The organism is Flectobacillus sp. (genome assembly GCF_049240685.1).
Taxonomy (GTDB): Bacteria; Bacteroidota; Bacteroidia; order Cytophagales; family Spirosomataceae; genus Flectobacillus.
The window spans coordinates 1-17,067 of the sequence record NZ_JBMLSD010000001.1; the positions used below are offsets into that span (position 1 = coordinate 1).

The window sequence follows — 17,067 nt, forward strand, 5'->3', positions numbered from 1 at the left end:
TCCAAGACTAAGTCTTGAACTAGTAACTTCAATTTTGTCCAGTAATCAGACTATTCACTAATAACGTGTTCTTACTTAACTTAAAGCTCGAAGTGTATTCAGTAGTATAGCGAACAGGCAAAGAGGCACAAAGTAATTGTTAGATTACTCTGTGCCTCTTTGCCTGTTCACTTTATCACTAATCTTCACTTTATCACTAATCTATATATAGTACGGCTTTATCGACTTGGGCAGGGAGTGGTCCTTTGGTGACTAATTTGAGCGCTGCCAAGTTTGCGCCCGCTTGTGAGCAAACTGCTGGTGTTTTTCCTTCGCTAAAGGCTGTTAAAAATCCTGCCCAATAGGCATCTCCCGCACCTGTGGCATCTATAACTTCGATAGGTTTTACACCTACTGTAATTTTTTCTTTTCCTTTATTATAAGAAATAACAGAGCCATCACCACCTTTTGTCAAGCAAATAAGGTCGGCGCCCATAGCATGAAAATCTGCTAAAATTTGTTCCTCTGTAACTTTTTTGCCGTATAATCTTTCAGCGTCGTCTTCGCTGAGCTTTACAAGTCCATCTTGTCCACAATACGCCGAAATAACCTTCCAGGCCTGATCTCTATCTGGCCAGATTTGAGGCGCATAGTTACAGTCAATACTCACACGGCAACCCAAGGCATTGGCACGCTTAGCGGCATCAACAATCGTACTTTGAGCAGGTTCTTGACTCAAGGCAAAGCAAGTAGTATGGAATACCGCTGATTCAGCCAGTAGTTCATCAGAAATATGCTGAGGTTGCAACATGCGGTCGGCGGTGCGATAGGCGATAAAATCGGGAGTACCTTTTGTTCGAGATACCACTACGATACTAGTAGGCTGAAATGGGTCGACAGCAATGTGCTGTGTGTCGATACCTGTTTTGGCTACTTCATCACGTAAAAAAACGCCAAGGTTATCATTTCCAATACAAGAAATTAAGGCCACAGGCTGCCCCAAACGAGCCATATTGGCGGCCATGTTGGCAGGGCTACCTCCTTGAAAGCGCTCAAATATAGGTGTTTCTAATATGTTGGAGGCTAATTCTGTTCCGATGAGGTCAACCAATAGTTCGCCTACCGAAAGTAGTACGTATTTTTTCATGATATAAAAATGGTATTATGATTTGTAATGCAAATTAAAGATTTATTCCAAAGAATTTTATAGATTAAATAAACAAACTAATTTTTTGAAAAAATATGTACAAAACACTACCTCTGGTTACAATATTCTTATTTCATCTTGCTTTTGTCTCGTTTTCGTCAAAGCCTCATCCTCAAAAGCAAAAAAGTAGTATCAACAAGTTTTTGGACGATGAAGCGCTAAAGAAAAAAGCTGAGGCATTAGCGCATCGCTATGTGATTGTGGATGGTCACGTAGACTTGCCATATCGTTTGCATGCCAAAATGGAGGACGTTTCAGTACAGACTTCGGGTGGCGATTTTGATTATGTTCGCGCTAAAAAAGGAGGTTTGACAGCGCCTTTTATGTCGATATATGTACCTGCTGATTTACAGAAAAGGAAAGGTTTTTCGAAAGCCTTAGCGGATTCATTGATTGATTTGGTAGAAAATTTAACCAAAATCTATCCCGATAAATTTGCTTTAGCCAAAAGTCCAGCTGACATTTTGCAAAACTTCAAGAAAGGCTTGATTTCCTTGCCTATGGGTATGGAGAACGGCTCTCCAGTAGAGAGCAATCTGGAAAATTTGAAGCATTTCTATGATCGAGGTATTCGCTACATTACGCTGTGCCATGGCGAAGATAATTTTATTTGTGACACTTCTTATGATACCACTCGCACTTGGGGCGGTCTGAGCCCGATTGGTCGTCAGGTAGTGCGTGAAATGAATCGTTTGGGTATCATGCTCGATTGTTCACATATCTCTGACGATACTTTTGAGCAAGTGGTGGCTTTGTCTAAAGCCCCTGTTATTGCTTCACATTCATCTTGTCGCAGTTTTACCCCAGGTTTTATTCGGAATGCTCCCGATGTTTTGATTCAAAAAATGGCCAAAAAGGGAGGAGTAATCATGATAAATTTTAGCTCTATGTTTCTGGATTCAGTCTCGAATAAGGCTTATGAGCTCAAACGCAATGCGATGAAAGCTTTTCAGAAAAGTAAAAATCTTCCCGCTGATGCACCAGAAGTACAAGCTTTTGAAAAAGAATACGTGGCTAAGTACCCTACTCCGCTAACCACTGTAGAGCGAGTGGCTGATCATATAGATCATGTCGTAAAAATTGCAGGCATCGACCACGTCGGACTAGGTTCGGATTTTGATGGAGTAGGCCCCACACTTCCAGATGGTCTTAAGGACTGTTCTGAAATACCAAATTTGATTTATATTTTACTCAAAAGAGGATATTCTGAAAAAGCCATCGAGAAGATATGTTACAAAAACTTGTTCAGAGTATGGAATCAGGTAGATAAGGTGGCGGAGAGGAAGTAGAGAGTCTGAATATGAACGTTATCAATTTTATTAGCGAATGAAAGACTATTTTTAATCTAGATTTCCCAGTAGAGACACAATGCTTTGCGTCTAAAGATATGTCAGTGTCATCCCGAATTTTGAGATTTCTTTATAAAATATTTTGTTCTTGAATGTCAACATTCAACCTTTAGACCATTGAGCTTTAGATAGTGCTAAAATTTTCTGTGATGATAAGGGATTTTGTGGCGGTTCATTAAAACGGCGTTCGAAATGAGTTTTTCGAACGCCGTTTTGATAACACTATCTATCATTTATATTACGATAATCACTCAGTCAACAATCACGTAATTAGGAATGATTTATCAGTGTACTTATACAGGAATAGCATTTCTTCTATCTTTTACCAGCTGAGGTATATATTTATTTTTAATATGTGTGTCCCCTAATCCTAGTCTTTGGTATATATTTCCACCTATACCAGGGATAACTTCGTCCTCATCCGAAACTTCATCATCGATGGCAAAATAGATATATTCAAACTTTTTACTTATAGAAGATTCAAATTCTTTATTAAGAGAATTCTCTGCTGATTTGAACATAACAGGAGCAACTATGAAGATTTTATCTGGATTAATTTGATTAATAAGAAACATCAAATTTGTTCGCACAACACATGAAGTATAAATAATCGATTTACAAATTATTAAGGTCTTACAGTTTGAAGTTTCTTCGATATAAGACTTCACAATTGGAGCTATTGTGAGTTCTCTATCATTGTCAACTTTTGCTCGTAAGTTCCAAAATACAGCCAAATTGATATTGGTATTCCATAAAGTCTGTAGTATTCCTTTGCCAAGCCAATCTGCATCTTCAGAGGTACAGGCAAGTACTATTTTTTCAGAAGAAGTAATTTTGGGATTAATATGTAAAGCCAGCTTTTTACCTAAAATACCTAGAGCATTTGCATAAATCTCTGCACGAGTTTGCTTATCAGCTAATAGAGAAAGATTAGCTTGAATTTCTTCATCTTGTTGGGCAAAAATTGTATATTCTCTCATGGGATTTATGCAATAATAGTTTCTAAGGCTTCAAAACTGCTAGGCTTTTGGGTCACAATCTCAATTTCAATTTCTTCAAAATCAGGACTTCCGATTGGAAATGGAATGATACCAGTATCGGTATTTTTAAACTTCCATGTTAAATAGTTATTGTGAACAATGTAGCTAAAATTAGGAATTAAATCTAAAATCAATTGTATTTCTTTCGACAAATAAAAAATCTCTCTAGGTCTGATAAATGATAGTGACATCTTTTCTAAGTGAGCATATATGACTTCAAGCGATATATCTTTTTTATTACAACCGTTCCAAACACCTAAGATGGCAGTTGCCAAGGCTTCCAATTTATCTATGGAGGGTGAACTAATGGCGATTAGCTTTTCTAGCTCTTGTCTAAATTCTAGATGCTGGCTAACTAAATTATGAACACTATCTGAGTATGGGAAATATCCAACTTCAGTGTGCTGACGTAAGCTTTTGGGAAGTGATTGAGTTAAAATCAGTTGTAAGTACACAGAATTTACGATAAGTAATAATCTGAACTTGGAGTCTTGTTCTTTTTCAATTCGTTTCTGATTTAAAAAGTCATAGCATAAGCTTTTTTGCTTATTTCCATGTTCCCATTTTAATGATTTGCTATTCTTTATTTGATAAAACTCTTTGTTACCTTCTTCTAAAATAATTAGTAAGTCATCTACAAATGCCTCAACTTGGGATGAGAAAACTACTTGTGCTTTCGATTCTGAATATGAGTTTAGGTATTCTGTAATTTTGAAAATGGCAAAGTGATTTTCAAATCTATTGCCCTTTTCATTATTAGCTCCTCCTTTCAGCTTATGGCTAAGATATTGTTTCTTTTTAGATGTAGTGCTCATGGTATCCTTAGATGTGGTTGTATAAAGTAAAGTTAAACGAATAATATTACTTTAAAAAATAGAGTCCTATATTTTAGCTCCCCATTCATCCACCTTTTCGACCGCTCTCCATTTGGCTTTATTTCATACTTGACTTTCTAATTTTAAATGTCCTATATTTGTAGTGTACTATTTAACTAATACACTAAATGAAATTTATTCTGACGCAGCGATGGATTGTAGGGTGTATTCGATTTTGGTTGGGTTTTATCTTGCTGAGTGCAGGGGTTACCAAAATGTTACAGGGCAATTTTATCCAACTCATTGGTCCTCCTTGGTTGATTGAGGTACTAGCCAAACATCAATTGGGTTTGTTTGCCGAGTTTATTGCCATTAGTCAAATCATCATCGGCTTTTGTTTGCTCGTCAAGCGATTTGCAACCTTAGGAGCAGTAATGGCTATTCCGATGTTTCTGAATATTCTGATGGTGACTATTTCACAAGACTGGCGAGGAACACCCTATGTAGTTGGTTTCTTTTTGGTATGTAATGTTTATCTCTTGGTTTGGGATTTTGATAAACTCAAATTTTTGCTCATCGATCAGGATGAGGCGGTTCCGAAGGGAGGTATTGTCAGAAAAGACCTACAAATAGACTTGCTGTATCTCATTGGTTTGGTGCCCGTATTACTAGCAGTATTGATGGCTCTTCCTTTGAGAGCTTCTCAGATACTCGCATTTGGCGGATTGGTGTGGTGGGTAGGTGTGTACGTTTGGCAATTGATTAAAAAACAAAAAAATATTCATAAATAAGAAATCTTCACTTCAACCTCAAAACTCAAAATATGGTTTCAATTCATAATTTAGGATTTGGTTATAGCAAGAAAAAGCCTGTATTTGAAGGGCTCAATCTTGAACTCCAAGCAGGCAATGTCTACGGATTACTTGGGCGTAATGGAGCAGGGAAATCCAGCCTACTGCGTAATATCGCGGGTTTACTTACACCTACATCAGGGCAATGCACGGTCAATGGGCATACGCCACATTTGCGACAACCGAAGTTTTTGCAAGAGTTATTTTTCTTGCCTGAAGAACTACACATTCCGCCCATCAGCATGAAGGAATTTGTGTCTGTTTATGCGGTGTTTTATCCGAATTTTTCCCAAAATCAATTGACCGAATATCTCAAAGAGTTTGAGGTGGATAGTTCGGCACGACTTACCGAATTGTCGTTGGGACAAAAGAAAAAGGCCTTGATTAGTTTTGCGTTGGCTACCAATACACCTTTGTTGATTATGGACGAGCCTACCAATGGTTTGGATATTCCATCGAAAAGTCAGTTTCGAAAAATCATTGCTTCTTCGATTACCAACGAAAGAGTTATTCTGATTTCGACGCACCAAGTACGTGACCTTGAATCTTTGATTGACCCGATTATTATCATGGATAACCGCGAAGTTTTGCTCAATGCAGGTACCGATGTGATAGCTGAAAAGCTTTCTTTCAAAACAGTTCAACAAGTGACTAATCATGAGAAAGTCCTTTATTCTGAGCATTCTATCAGAGGATTTGGTATTGTGATTCCAAACGAAGATGAGTCATATACCAAAGTGGATTTGGAGTTGTTGTTCAATGCAGCTTTAGAGAAGCCACAGGTAATCAAGCAATTATTTAACTAAACTTGGAAAAACTTTTTAGATAGAAAACATGAATCAAACATTAGATATACAAAGATTAGGGTGGTTAATCAAACGCATTTGGGTCGAGAACCGAAAGCTGTTTGGCATGACCTACGTTGTAATGGTGCTGTTGTGTATTGCAGCCTATTATTTGGGACGAGATGCGGGTGGTGCTATTGTGGACATAGATATTAGGGTTGGTAGCTTTATTGCAGGTATGCTTGGCATGGGAGTTTTATTTGCTAACTATATTTTTAGAGATTTTTCTCATACACCTTCTACGATGAGCTATTTGTTGCTTCCTGCATCGCATTTAGAAAAATTCTTGAGTGGTCTTTTTTATGTGTTGATTGTTTATCCGATTGTCATTATTTCAACTCACTCATTGATTGATTATGCCGCATTCGAAATGATTAAATTATTTTATCCTGATACATCGATGTCAAGTGTGGCTCTTTACTACTTTGAACAAATTCATGATTACCTAGATGTTCACAGTGCTATGCCTATTAATAGTATTGTGATAATAGCAAATGTATGGACTTTTACGATTATGGGAACTTTATTTTTCCAACGATTATCGTTAATCAAAACGGCCTTTTTGGGGTTTTCGAGTATCGCTATTATTGCTTTGTTGGAGTATCTAATGTTCCATTATATTATCGGTGATTTGAATAACAATGTATCATTTGAAGGAGATTTAAGAGACTATATCACTGTAGGTCTCGTTTTAATTCGTTTCGTTCTACCTCTGTTTTGGTTGTTGATTGCATATTTAAAGTTAAAGGAAAAGGAGGTTTAACATCATGGAATTTAGAGAAAACCAAGCCATATATCTCCAAATAGCAGAGCTAATTTGTGAGAGAATACTGCTCAAACAATGGGCATCAGAAGATAAAGTTCCTTCTGTCAGAGAACTTGCCGTTCAATTAGAAGTTAATCCCAACACAGTTATGAGAACGTATGATTTTTTAGAACAAAAAGGTATCATTTTTACCAAAAGAGGCATGGGCTTTTTTGTATCAACCGATGCACACGATAAAGTGACGGAGTTTCGACGTGAAGAGTTTTTACAAAATGAATTACCTCAGTTCTTCAAAGCCATTCACTTATTGGGAATCGACTTTTCAGAATTACAAAATAGATTTGAAGCTTTTAAAACCGAAAATTATTAATCCATGAAGACATCCAACAAACTCCTTGTGACAATGGCAGCCTTGGTCATCATAGGGTTACTAAGTTTTAATATTACTTTAAAAGGCAAATTGGTTGAATATAAAGAGACTCATAAGAATACAAAATTAGTCCTAAAGCCATTCAAATATCTGACACTTAGCGCAAAAGCTGCAAGGTATGTAAATGTGGATATTGCCCAAAATCCTGAGTATGCTATGTTAAGTGCTCAGGAAGGAATTACACAAAAATATGTTGGTGATACCCTCGTGCTAGAACTCAACGAATCCGTAGATTATATGCAGTTACAGTTGCCAAGAGTTTTAGGTATCAATGTGACAAACGGAAATGCTATCCAAATTAACATAGGCAATACCTTTAAAGTGGATAGTCTATGGATAAAATCACAAATTTCTAGCACGACACTCGAATTAAAAGGCATCGAAACTGCCAAGCTGGATTTGTACTCTTCAAAGTCCTTGATTGTCAACTTGGACCATATAAAAGCCGATCGTTTAGCAATAAATGGAGGAAGAAATAGTGAGCTAAGCCTAAAAGACACGAAAGTTCAACCCAATCAGTTGATCTTGAGCGACAGTATTGCTGTACAGGTTTTGGGTAAAGATGCGATGAAGATATTGAATAAATAAAGAGTAATAAATCAAAAAGGCACAAAGAGGCTAAATCCTCTTTGTGCCTTTTTTGATTTATTACTTACTTTTTAGAAGTGCATATCCAAATGTCAAAGAAACCTTCTGTATATTACCTGTTACAAACGGATAAGGTTTTAATCCAGCATCGGTGTTATTGTACGTTAGCTCCAAAGACATTCTATTGAGTATTGTGCCTAATCCAACTTTAAAGCCCATGGTATTGCCCATACCTTGGTAAATCAAATCTTGACTTTTTTGTGCTAATCTCATTTCTAACGAGACTCCTGCATTGAGATACACATCCACTTTTTTGGGTACATTTTTGTAAAAGGAGTATTGAGGTCCAATGTATGCGCCTAAATAGGAGGTATTGGTTGGTATTTGATAACCATTGAAAAGCTTTACATCTTCTTGGTAAAAGTTGTACAACAAATCCACCTTTATCCCAAATTTATTTCTTTTTGAGGGTATTTCAAATAAACCTGCCAACCCCAAAGAACCAGCCGTCAAACCAGCTTTATTGAATTGATTCGCAGAGTTATCAATGCTGTAGCCAAAAGTCCCTATTGAGGCTTGTGCGTATAAAGTAGTTTTAAACTTCTCTTTTTTTGAAACTTCAACAGGCTTATTATCCCCAAAATAAATATTGTATTTAATTACCAAAGGGATTAGATCAGCATCTCGATACAAATACTTAAAGACTTTCCCAGAGTTATCAGAGCAATCTTCACACAACTCATATAATTGATTGTTATAAATATCGTGGTGAACGTTATAGGTATTATTGTTGATGGTCTTTAAAAAGTGGTGGTCAATAAGTTCCTTAATAGGTTCATTCAGCTTCTCAACAAAAAAGTGTTTTTTCTGGTTGTTATCTTGTAGATAATACAAATTCAATCTCCCTTTAACTAATTGTTTCAGGAACAAAGTAGTATCCACAACTATTCTGTCATAACTGTCAAGTAAGCTTCCAAATTGATGTGGCGTAATGTCTAAAGCAATCGCTTTTCTTACATAAGTTACTTGGTCATTTATGACAAAACTCTGAATATCCTTTAATTCATACTTTACTTCATGATTATTATTTTTAAAGGTAATTTTCAGAGGAGAAGTAGCCCATTTTTGATTGTCGATTTGTCCTCGGATAGTATCGCCAGTATTATTGACAATATAACCCGACATAAACTCTTTTTGTGCTTTGAGGGAAATACAAGATATAACCGTAAACATTGTAGTAAATAAAAGCTTTTTCATGAAGAACATTTGATAAGATATGGTGTGAAAGTGTAATACATACCCCAAATCTATATGACAAACCTTGTAAAAACAATGTTTCTCATACACAAATCCAATAATGTGTTAATGTCAAAAGGCTTGTTTGAGGTTTCGTCTGATAAGACTAAAGATTTATTATTTCTTGTAGGGATGTAAGTGCTATTAAAACGAGCAAAAGTCCTTTTTACTCTAAGTCATCTTCATCATGAAGATCGATCTTACTTGCAAAGTAGCATTCTAAACAAAAAAAGATAAGATGAATTACTAAATGATTAAATACCTTATAAAGCAATATCCAGATTATCAAAATACTAGTAAACATTAACACGTTACCATATAAACGTTGATTCTCTTTCATTTTTTAATAATATTCTAGTTCAAGACTTCTGACCTTGTTGGAGTTATCTCCCTAATGCTGCACGAGAGCAACAAACCAATACAATATTTTTATTTTTGATTCGTAGTTAGCGAGTTACTTCCGCTGTAGGAATCATATACATACCCAAAATTTAGGTTTTCGAGTATCAATCAGAGAACATGAACCTAAATACAAGCTCATAAAGCTAATTATTGTAATGCGTAACATTGATTTTGTGGTAGATTTTCATTTATTAGTTAACGATCCATTTGTCCCACTGAGATTGGATTTAGTGTCATCCCAACAAATTTTATTGCAGAAGCCCTAAAGTCTACCGATTTATAAACGGAAGAATCTACAGTAGATACATGCTGAGGAAATGTAATCAATGATAGAAAATCAATAGTAGATCTTATACCCAAAGCATCAGGTTCCATTATTTCTGTAGCATGTAATGGAATACAATCTCGTCTTTTCATGACGATTCTAATTGGAAGTAAAAAGACTAATGAAGGATTTGCTTTTTTGCAGTTCTTAATACTCCATATTGATTCCGTGTTGATAAGCGATTTTCTTACCAAACTCATGATTGTTGTATCGACCAAGTTCTTGGAAAATTGGAGCGTTTTAATTTTACCATTTCTTCTATCAAGCTCAAATCTAGCAGAAAATATAAACTCTGCACATTTCCTATAATGAGACTGATTAACCAATTTCAGTAGTTCTAACCATATTTTCTCCTCTGGTTGGAGTTTTGACTTAGACACAGTGAGTTCTTGCGCTAGTAAAGTAGAACAAGCCATAAGTTTCAATAGCACAATTAGAGATATGGTTTTTTTCATCGGGTTAATGTTTCGGTAGATTAGACTTTGGTGTATGTGTTTGATAATGAATGTTTTTCATTGTTTGTGTTTTCGTTTAGCTGTCATTGGAGCGAAGAATAGCATTTAGGAAATTATTGCGTTAAGGATTGTAGATGAACCTATTTGTATTTAACCCCACATACAATGTGGTTAAGTGTCATACCTACAAATTTAACCTTGGGAACCCTAAATATATCTTCTTTGTAAACCGCAGAATCTGTTGCATATTCGGTTTTTGGAAAGGTAATCATGGACTTAAAATCCAATGATTCTCTAACACCTGGCATATCTTCAAAATTGGATGAAGGAATATGATTACAGTCTCCTTCCTCCTTATGTATCCCTATACTAATAGGGAGTAAAAAAAGTAAGGAAGGGTTATTTTTTTTACAATTTTTAAGAATCCATATCGACTCTTTATTGTAAAGAGCTTTCTTAACACAACTGATTATTGAAGTATCAAGTAAGTTCTCGGAGAACTTAAGATTTTTGATGTGTCCAGATTTTTTATCAAGTTCAAACTTAATAGAAAACATATATGAACCACACTTTTTAAAATTTGCTCTGTCGAGTACCCTCCATAATTCAAATTGAATTTCTAGCTCTGGCTGAAGTTTTGACTTGGATATAGGGAGCTCTTGCGCTAGTAAAGTAGAACAAATCGTTAGTTTCAATAGCACAATCAGAGATATGATTATTTTCATTGAGTTAATGTTTCGGTAGATTGGACTTTGGTGTATGTGTTTGATAATAAATGGTTTGTTGTTGTTCCTGTTTTCGTTTCGCCTTTTTTATTCTAATTTCTCAGTATCTCGAAGTTTACTTTTACCAGTAAGATAGCAAACCAAACCGAATAAAATAACATAAATCTCAAGCTTGTAAATTTTGAAGAAAAATAAAACAACCATTAGAATACTTATGGTCAAGCTTGCTGCTTTGTAGTATTGATGTTTATTGTTCATGTTTTGATAAACTCCTAGTTCAAGACTTAGTCTTGGACTTATTTTTTAAACAGTTTATAAACTGGAATATAACCTTCATTCCCAAAGAGACTAAACTTATCGTTGCTTTTTTACTTTAGTAGTAATCAAAAAAACAACCACAACGACTAAAAACCCAACAAGGGCTGGAAATTGAAATAGTTCATCGGGACTGAATTTATTATTTTTAAATCCTAAGTAAATCAGAAACATAATCATAATTTTCCCTAAAAAGGATATTCCATTTTTCATACAGTTTTAATGATTAGAATGTTTAATATTTGACAATGAGAATTCAAGTAAAGAAACGAATTACTAGTTCAAGACTTAGTCTTGGACTTATTTTTTTAAACAGTTTATCAACTGAAACAAACGCCAGTCCGAGACTAAGTCTCTAATTAGGGAAGTTTTCTGAGAACCTTCTTTATTCTCTGATATTTTATGCAAAAAACAGAGCATACAAAATAGCTACACCACCAACTGCCGTTGATAGGACTTCTATCAAAATCATGAGCTTTTTTCGATTAGCTTTCATTGCGTGAATAGACTGATTGAATAAAAAGATAATTAACATCAGATAACAGATGTACGATTAACGTATCACTTTTTAGCAGTTTCTCGAAAAAGATATACTGTTAGTAGCCCAGTCATAAATCCTCCTACAAACCAAAGTATTTTAGATAAACTCGCGAAGGACGAAAGCTTTTGAAATGAAAAAGTAGTATCGGAACTTGAGGCCATATAGAAGGCGATTACGAACCATAATAGGGCAGTTTGAGATTTGAATTTCATGGTGTAAAAAAGTATTACGTAGATTACATTTTATAAGCAACAGGAAAAGTCATTATGAGGATATTTTAAATATAGGGTATATAATGAACTAATAACCTATTTTTTTTCTGAAGGTACTGGAAATAAATAGCTTAGTCAATCATTAAACATCAATAAATAAAAAATTAAGTAAAAGCTTATCCTTGGTCAATATCACATCACATGATTATTTCGTTATGTAAACCCTGTAAGGTATAGAGTTGTATAGAAAGAGTCTTATTTTTATAACCTTTTCTCAACATCTTAGCCTTAAATATCCCAACCCAATGGTGCATTTTGTGAAAGGCATTTTCCAAAAACAAACTTATCTTGTAAATTGCACCAAATACCATAACGAAGACCGAAATGATCAAAATTCCAACAAATTCTAAAAAAGACGTTTTTACACACGCGGCCATTATTGTATGCCTATTAATGGTCTTATTTTTTGGATTTTTCTTTATTTACCTTCCTTGGAGTACCAATCACGGCGAAACTATTACTGTACCTAGCTTGAAGGGCTTGACGATGGAGGAGGCCGAAGACTTACTGGACGAAAGAAACTTGGACTATGAAGTGACCGATAGTACTTTTACCCCAGGTAAAAAACCGCTTACGGTACTTTCTCAGTATCCACTCGAAAACTCTAAGGTAAAACAAGGACGAAAAATTTATTTGACCATCAATACCGAAACGGCGCCGATGATTAAGCTTCCAAAACTGACCGAAATGTCAGTACGAAGTGCCGAACAGCAGTTGTTGATTGCGGGTTTGCTCAAACCATCGCTCGAATACCAAAACGACATTCGCGAAAATGAGGTACTCGAAGTAAAATATCAAGGCACGAAAATCGAAGCTGGAACGTTAATTGCAAAAGGTTCGAAGGTTACGCTTATCGTAGGTAATGGCACAGGCAATGTCGAGTTAGAGATTCCTTGCCTAATCGGCAAACCTTTGGATGAGGCGATTATTATAATTTCTGGTTCTGGTTTACAAAAAGGAACCGTAATTTATGACCCAGATTCTACCGAACCAGCAGGCACTGTGATTCGTCAAAATCCGGCTTGCGAAGATGGCAAAATTAAAGCTGGCGAAATGATTGACCTTTGGGTAGCGGGTAATCCTCCGTCAGGAGAATAATTCTACCAATGGGTATTTAATAAAGTTCAAATGAAAAATATTTCTTCTTACACTTTTACAGGTTCTAAGAAGCCTTTCTGCGGAAAGGGTAAAAAAGGGTGGTTAATTTTTTTACCACTCTTTTTTATTGCTCAAATCCGTACCTTGGCTCAAATAAAAACGGTTCCCTTGGGTAACCCTGCAAGCCTCAAAACAGCTAGAGTGGCTGCTACAAATACGGCAAAACTTCCATTTTTTGACGATTTTTCGTACGGACTCAAACTTAATCCTAATAACTGGTTGAGCTCGGGAGGTACTTTGGTCAACAATGATTATGCCACTAATCATCCAACGATTAATGTGGTTACTTTTGATGGTCTGAAAGCAGATGGAACTCCCTACAATTTTACAAATAGCCTTGCAGAGGGAGCTGCCGATACGCTCACCTCTCAGATAATTGATTTATCAACTTATCAGCCTGCCGATTCTTTGTATCTGAGTTTTTTTTGGCAAAATAGTTCGCTAGGAGATAGACCCAACGCTACAGATTCTTTGCGACTACAGTTTTTGACAAATGGCGGTATTTGGCAGACTGTTTGGTCGATGAAAGGGGATAAAGAATATCCAGATTTTCAGCAGGTACTCTTACCAATTCGTGCCCAAAACTTATATTTTCATAATCAATTTCAATTCCGTTTTCAGAGTTTCGGACGATTGTCGGGACAGTTTGATATATGGAATCTCGACTATATTTATCTGAATACAAAAAGGACTTTTAACGATAAATTCTATGTGGATTTGGCTGTAAGACGTAATATGCCTTCTTTGCTCAAACGTTATCGTGCTATGCCTGTGCGACAGCTGATGCTTAAGCCTTCTCAGGAGCTAGGGGATTCGTTAAGTACTGATGTGGTATATATGAACAAATCGGAGGTAAATAACTTTTTTGATTATGAGTTTACAATCAAAGACTTGTTGACCAATAGTATTTTGCAAAAAAATAACCAGACCAACGTCGTGATTAGTCCAAATCCCAATGGCTTAGGAAATGTAAAAATTGCTCAAAAAATCGCCAGTACACTCGGGCAGTTGAGTAATGCAAAATATACTCTACAAAGTACATTTGCCTTAAAAACCTCGGATGAAGGAGTGATTATTAATCGTAAACAAAACGATACGATTCGCCTTACAACCGAACTTTCAGATTATTATGCTTATGATGACGGAACGGCAGAAGTTGGGGCATATTTAGGAAAAGGTTTTGGTCGAATGGCAGCCCAATTTGTAAATAATGCTAATGATGTAGTCTCGGGTGTACGAATCAATTTACTGCCAATGCTTACTAACCTCGAAGGTAATCCGATTACTATTCAAGTCATGGAAAACGACAAAGGCAAACCAGGTAATGTGATTCGCTCTTTTTATAGTCAGGTTTCTTATAGTAAAATGGTAAATGGTTTTATTGAATATACTTTTGACCCTGTTGCGGTAAAGGATACTTTTTATATTGGCGTTTTGCAATATACTGATGGCGAACCTTTGATTATTGGTTTAGATAAAAATTCATCTCAGTTTTCTTCAAAATATTTTTATAATTTGGGTACACAATGGGTCAATCTTGCTACACAAACCAATAACGCCGATTTTAAAGCTGCTAATGGCGCTTTGATGATGCGACCAATCATGGGAGGAACCGTCAAGGATGTTATTTTAGGAACAGAAGAAGATATTCAAAATCAACAATTGGTAGTATTTCCGAATCCTGCCAAGGATTATGTTTCATGGAATGACCCAACCTTAAAGAATGTCGAACTTGTAGATTTTCAAGGTCAAAGTATTCTAAAGCAAAGAGTTTCTGAAAGCAGAGTTTCAGTCGAAAATCTTAATTCAGGCATATATTTATTGTTACTCTCAGACGAACGTAATACATTTGTTCGCAAAATCAATATTGTTCGTTAAACGTGACCTCAACGAAGTAAACAGAATAAAACATGGATATTACAGTAGAAGAATTAAAACAACGCCTAGATGCTGGCGAAAAATTCAACTTTCTTGATGTAAGAGAAGAATACGAATACGAAGAAGATAACTTGGGCGCTTTGTTGATTCCAGTAGGTGAATTGCCAGACCGTTTGTATGAAATCCAAGGCTGGAAAGATCAAGAAGTAGTGGTTCACTGTCGCTCTGGCGCGCGTTCAGGACGTGCAAAAGCGTTTTTAGAATCCCAAGGATTTACGAATGTCAGAAACGTATTGGGCGGTATTTTGGCCTTCAATGATTTAGACTAAGTGCTAGAAAAGACATGAATTAGAATGGTTTGGACGAAGGTCTAAACCATTTTAATTTTGATGAAAAATACTACTAAATAGGCTGCTAATTGGACAGACTTCTTAAATATAAAATAGATTTTTCTTTTTACCCGAATACCGATAACCGACCGCCCAAAGCCCCACTATTATGATTGATATCTCCGCAGAAGAGTTTAAAAATCGTCTCCCTGAGCTTCAAATCGTAGATATTCGAACCGAGGCGGAAGTCCTAGATTTTAATTTGGGTGGTTTGCATTTACCTTTTGATAAATTACTTGAAAAACTGGAGGCGATAGAATTCTTGAAAAACCTAGAATTTGTCATCATCTGTTATACCGGGCTACAAAGTAAAGTAGCAGCTACAATTCTCAGAAAAAGAGGCTTCACAGGCGTGCGTAATCTCACAGGGGGGATAGAGGCATTCCTGAGCATTTAAGCAAAGAATTGTCGAGATAGGTGAGTGGATTATAGATTCAACTCAAAACATATTATTCTTTACTCCGTACTCCTAACTTATTCTTAGAAAAGTTTTAAATTTGGGTTTCAGATACATAAAGAATTCCCACTAAACACTAATCCAATAAACCGAATGTTAGCATATATAGATTGGTTCACAAGTTCTGATATTTTCACATTTCCCGAATCTTTACCTTTGATAGGTGGCCTGCCCGTGCGTTGGTATGGGGTTATGTTTGCCACTGCTTTTTTGTTAGGCTATCAAGTGATTTCATATTTTTTCAAAAAAGAAGGTCGCCCACTCGAACAAGCCGATGAGTTACTGCTATATGCCATGATTGCAACAGTATTGGGCGCACGAATGGGACACTATTTCTTTTATGAATATCCTACTTTACTAAGCGACCCCGCTCATTTTTTCTGGTCGATGATTCGTCCTCCGTATGCAGGTTTGGCTAGTCATGGTGCAGCAATTGGCTTATTTTTAGCATTTTATTTGTATGTCCGCAAGCATAAAGACATTAGTTATTTGTATGTAACCGACCGTGTTGTACCTACTGTTGCTTTGGGTGGAGCTTGTATTCGTATCGGTAATTTGATGAATTCTGAAATTGTTGGTAAAGAAACCGACGTGCCTTGGGCATTCAAATTTTATAATGACCCATCTCTCAATCATGACTATTTTGCTGTTGTGCCTCGTCACCCTGCTCAATTATATGAAGCACTTTCTTGTATTGTCTTGTTCGTCATTCTTTTTATGATTTGGAATAAAAAGAAAGAAAAAACACAGGAAGGTTTGATGACGGGGGTATTCATGGTAGTCTTGTTTATTCTTCGTTTCTTATACGAATTTATCAAAGAAAATCAAGTTAGCTTCGAAGATGGTATGAGCCTCAACATGGGTCAATGGCTAAGTATTCCAGCAATTTTATTTGGATTAGGTGTACTTTGGTATTCGTTTAAGAATAAGAAGGCTGTTTAGAAAAAAGGCACAGAGTGTGTATTGAGGCACAGAGTGGCAAAG

Annotated in this window: 18 protein-coding genes; 11 read left to right on the top strand and 7 right to left on the bottom strand. The window is 36.0% G+C overall.

All coding sequences use genetic code 11. The features are described 5' to 3' along the window. Positions 1-196: 196 nt before the first annotated feature. Positions 197-1,126 carry a carbohydrate kinase family protein gene (locus ACOVQ4_RS00005; protein ID WP_421818630.1) on the bottom strand — a complete coding sequence of 310 codons (930 nt, stop codon included), beginning with the start codon at positions 1,124-1,126 and terminating at the stop codon, positions 197-199. A 95-nt stretch (positions 1,127-1,221) separates the two neighbouring features. Here ACOVQ4_RS00005 and ACOVQ4_RS00010 point away from each other — a divergent pair, with 95 nt between their 5' ends. Beyond that, complete coding sequence (locus ACOVQ4_RS00010; RefSeq protein WP_421818631.1) at positions 1,222-2,475, top strand: dipeptidase; 1,254 nt, start codon at positions 1,222-1,224, stop codon at positions 2,473-2,475. Positions 2,476-2,828: 353 nt separating this feature from the next. Here the strand turns inward: ACOVQ4_RS00010 and ACOVQ4_RS00015 are convergent, their stop codons facing one another. Both ACOVQ4_RS00015 and ACOVQ4_RS00020 read right to left on the bottom strand, forming a co-directional pair. Further along, complete coding sequence (locus ACOVQ4_RS00015) at positions 2,829-3,515, bottom strand: hypothetical protein (RefSeq protein ID WP_421818632.1); 687 nt, start codon at positions 3,513-3,515, stop codon at positions 2,829-2,831. A gap of 5 nt (positions 3,516-3,520) precedes the next feature. Further along, a complete protein-coding gene (locus ACOVQ4_RS00020) occupies positions 3,521-4,390 on the bottom strand; it encodes a hypothetical protein (protein ID WP_421818633.1) in 870 nt (289 codons plus the stop codon). A 188-nt stretch (positions 4,391-4,578) separates the two neighbouring features. Here ACOVQ4_RS00020 and ACOVQ4_RS00025 point away from each other — a divergent pair, with 188 nt between their 5' ends. Genes ACOVQ4_RS00025 through ACOVQ4_RS00045 form a run of 5 tightly spaced genes read left to right on the top strand, consistent with a single transcriptional unit; the run spans position 4,579 to position 7,870 of the window. Beyond that, positions 4,579-5,181: a hypothetical protein gene (locus ACOVQ4_RS00025; protein WP_421818634.1), complete on the top strand. Its 603-nt coding sequence runs from the start codon at positions 4,579-4,581 to the stop codon at positions 5,179-5,181. Between the two features lie 32 nt (positions 5,182-5,213). After that, positions 5,214-6,047, top strand: a complete 834-nt coding sequence (locus ACOVQ4_RS00030; RefSeq protein ID WP_095167035.1) for an ATP-binding cassette domain-containing protein — start codon at positions 5,214-5,216, stop codon at positions 6,045-6,047. Between the two features lie 28 nt (positions 6,048-6,075). Further along, entirely contained in the window at positions 6,076-6,849 is a 774-nt protein-coding gene (locus tag ACOVQ4_RS00035; protein ID WP_421818635.1) for a hypothetical protein, read from the top strand. Positions 6,850-6,853: 4 nt separating this feature from the next. After that, positions 6,854-7,222 (top strand): GntR family transcriptional regulator, encoded by a 369-nt coding sequence (locus ACOVQ4_RS00040; protein WP_095167038.1) that lies wholly within the window; start codon positions 6,854-6,856, stop codon positions 7,220-7,222. Between the two features lie 3 nt (positions 7,223-7,225). Next, positions 7,226-7,870, top strand: coding sequence for a hypothetical protein (locus ACOVQ4_RS00045; protein ID WP_421818636.1), 645 nt, complete (start codon positions 7,226-7,228; stop codon positions 7,868-7,870). A gap of 60 nt (positions 7,871-7,930) precedes the next feature. Here ACOVQ4_RS00045 and ACOVQ4_RS00050 read toward each other — a convergent pair whose 3' ends face one another. The 4 genes from ACOVQ4_RS00050 to ACOVQ4_RS00065 all read right to left on the bottom strand — a co-directional run bounded on the left by ACOVQ4_RS00050 (position 7,931) and on the right by ACOVQ4_RS00065 (position 11,331). Further along, on the bottom strand, positions 7,931-9,127 hold the full coding sequence (locus ACOVQ4_RS00050; RefSeq protein WP_421818637.1) for a hypothetical protein: 1,197 nt from the start codon (positions 9,125-9,127) through the stop codon (positions 7,931-7,933). Positions 9,128-9,763: 636 nt separating this feature from the next. Continuing rightward, positions 9,764-10,348, bottom strand: coding sequence for a hypothetical protein (locus ACOVQ4_RS00055; protein ID WP_421818638.1), 585 nt, complete (start codon positions 10,346-10,348; stop codon positions 9,764-9,766). Positions 10,349-10,488: 140 nt separating this feature from the next. After that, the gene (locus ACOVQ4_RS00060) at positions 10,489-11,073 is read right to left on the bottom strand and encodes a hypothetical protein (RefSeq protein ID WP_421818639.1); all 585 of its coding nucleotides are present in this window, start codon (positions 11,071-11,073) and stop codon (positions 10,489-10,491) included. An 87-nt stretch (positions 11,074-11,160) separates the two neighbouring features. After that, positions 11,161-11,331, bottom strand: a complete 171-nt coding sequence (locus ACOVQ4_RS00065; RefSeq protein ID WP_421818640.1) for a hypothetical protein — start codon at positions 11,329-11,331, stop codon at positions 11,161-11,163. Positions 11,332-12,525: 1,194 nt separating this feature from the next. Here ACOVQ4_RS00065 and ACOVQ4_RS00070 point away from each other — a divergent pair. The 5 genes from ACOVQ4_RS00070 to lgt all read left to right on the top strand — a co-directional run bounded on the left by ACOVQ4_RS00070 (position 12,526) and on the right by lgt (position 17,025). Beyond that, positions 12,526-13,299 carry a PASTA domain-containing protein gene (locus ACOVQ4_RS00070; RefSeq protein WP_421818641.1) on the top strand — a complete coding sequence of 258 codons (774 nt, stop codon included), beginning with the start codon at positions 12,526-12,528 and terminating at the stop codon, positions 13,297-13,299. 30 nt (positions 13,300-13,329) lie between these two features. Further along, positions 13,330-15,237 (top strand): T9SS type A sorting domain-containing protein, encoded by a 1,908-nt coding sequence (locus ACOVQ4_RS00075; RefSeq protein ID WP_421818642.1) that lies wholly within the window; start codon positions 13,330-13,332, stop codon positions 15,235-15,237. 32 nt (positions 15,238-15,269) lie between these two features. After that, entirely contained in the window at positions 15,270-15,566 is a 297-nt protein-coding gene (locus ACOVQ4_RS00080) for a rhodanese-like domain-containing protein (RefSeq protein WP_421818643.1), read from the top strand. Between the two features lie 169 nt (positions 15,567-15,735). Beyond that, on the top strand, positions 15,736-16,023 hold the full coding sequence (locus ACOVQ4_RS00085) for a rhodanese-like domain-containing protein (RefSeq protein WP_421818644.1): 288 nt from the start codon (positions 15,736-15,738) through the stop codon (positions 16,021-16,023). Between the two features lie 153 nt (positions 16,024-16,176). After that, positions 16,177-17,025: a prolipoprotein diacylglyceryl transferase gene (gene lgt / locus ACOVQ4_RS00090; protein WP_421818645.1), complete on the top strand. Its 849-nt coding sequence runs from the start codon at positions 16,177-16,179 to the stop codon at positions 17,023-17,025. The last annotated feature ends 42 nt before the right edge of the window (positions 17,026-17,067 follow it).

Excerpts from the sequence above, each read along its gene's own strand:
- ACOVQ4_RS00045 (WP_421818636.1), top strand. The coding sequence starts at position 7,226 with ATGAAGACATCCAACAAACTCCTTGTGACAATGGCAGCCTTGGTCATC.
- ACOVQ4_RS00075 (WP_421818642.1), top strand. The coding sequence starts at position 13,330 with ATGAAAAATATTTCTTCTTACACTTTTACAGGTTCTAAGAAGCCTTTC.
- ACOVQ4_RS00050 (WP_421818637.1), bottom strand. The coding sequence starts at position 9,127 with ATGAAAAAGCTTTTATTTACTACAATGTTTACGGTTATATCTTGTATT.
- ACOVQ4_RS00085 (WP_421818644.1), top strand. The coding sequence starts at position 15,736 with ATGATTGATATCTCCGCAGAAGAGTTTAAAAATCGTCTCCCTGAGCTT.
- ACOVQ4_RS00040 (WP_095167038.1), top strand. The coding sequence starts at position 6,854 with ATGGAATTTAGAGAAAACCAAGCCATATATCTCCAAATAGCAGAGCTA.
- ACOVQ4_RS00010 (WP_421818631.1), top strand. The coding sequence starts at position 1,222 with ATGTACAAAACACTACCTCTGGTTACAATATTCTTATTTCATCTTGCT.
- ACOVQ4_RS00060 (WP_421818639.1), bottom strand. The coding sequence starts at position 11,073 with ATGAAAATAATCATATCTCTGATTGTGCTATTGAAACTAACGATTTGT.
- ACOVQ4_RS00035 (WP_421818635.1), top strand. The coding sequence starts at position 6,076 with ATGAATCAAACATTAGATATACAAAGATTAGGGTGGTTAATCAAACGC.
- ACOVQ4_RS00015 (WP_421818632.1), bottom strand. The coding sequence starts at position 3,515 with ATGAGAGAATATACAATTTTTGCCCAACAAGATGAAGAAATTCAAGCT.
- ACOVQ4_RS00005 (WP_421818630.1), bottom strand. The coding sequence starts at position 1,126 with ATGAAAAAATACGTACTACTTTCGGTAGGCGAACTATTGGTTGACCTC.
- ACOVQ4_RS00080 (WP_421818643.1), top strand. The coding sequence starts at position 15,270 with ATGGATATTACAGTAGAAGAATTAAAACAACGCCTAGATGCTGGCGAA.
- ACOVQ4_RS00065 (WP_421818640.1), bottom strand. The coding sequence starts at position 11,331 with ATGAACAATAAACATCAATACTACAAAGCAGCAAGCTTGACCATAAGT.
- ACOVQ4_RS00025 (WP_421818634.1), top strand. The coding sequence starts at position 4,579 with ATGAAATTTATTCTGACGCAGCGATGGATTGTAGGGTGTATTCGATTT.
- ACOVQ4_RS00070 (WP_421818641.1), top strand. The coding sequence starts at position 12,526 with ATGATCAAAATTCCAACAAATTCTAAAAAAGACGTTTTTACACACGCG.
- ACOVQ4_RS00055 (WP_421818638.1), bottom strand. The coding sequence starts at position 10,348 with ATGAAAAAAACCATATCTCTAATTGTGCTATTGAAACTTATGGCTTGT.
- ACOVQ4_RS00030 (WP_095167035.1), top strand. The coding sequence starts at position 5,214 with ATGGTTTCAATTCATAATTTAGGATTTGGTTATAGCAAGAAAAAGCCT.
- ACOVQ4_RS00020 (WP_421818633.1), bottom strand. The coding sequence starts at position 4,390 with ATGAGCACTACATCTAAAAAGAAACAATATCTTAGCCATAAGCTGAAA.
- lgt (WP_421818645.1), top strand. The coding sequence starts at position 16,177 with ATGTTAGCATATATAGATTGGTTCACAAGTTCTGATATTTTCACATTT.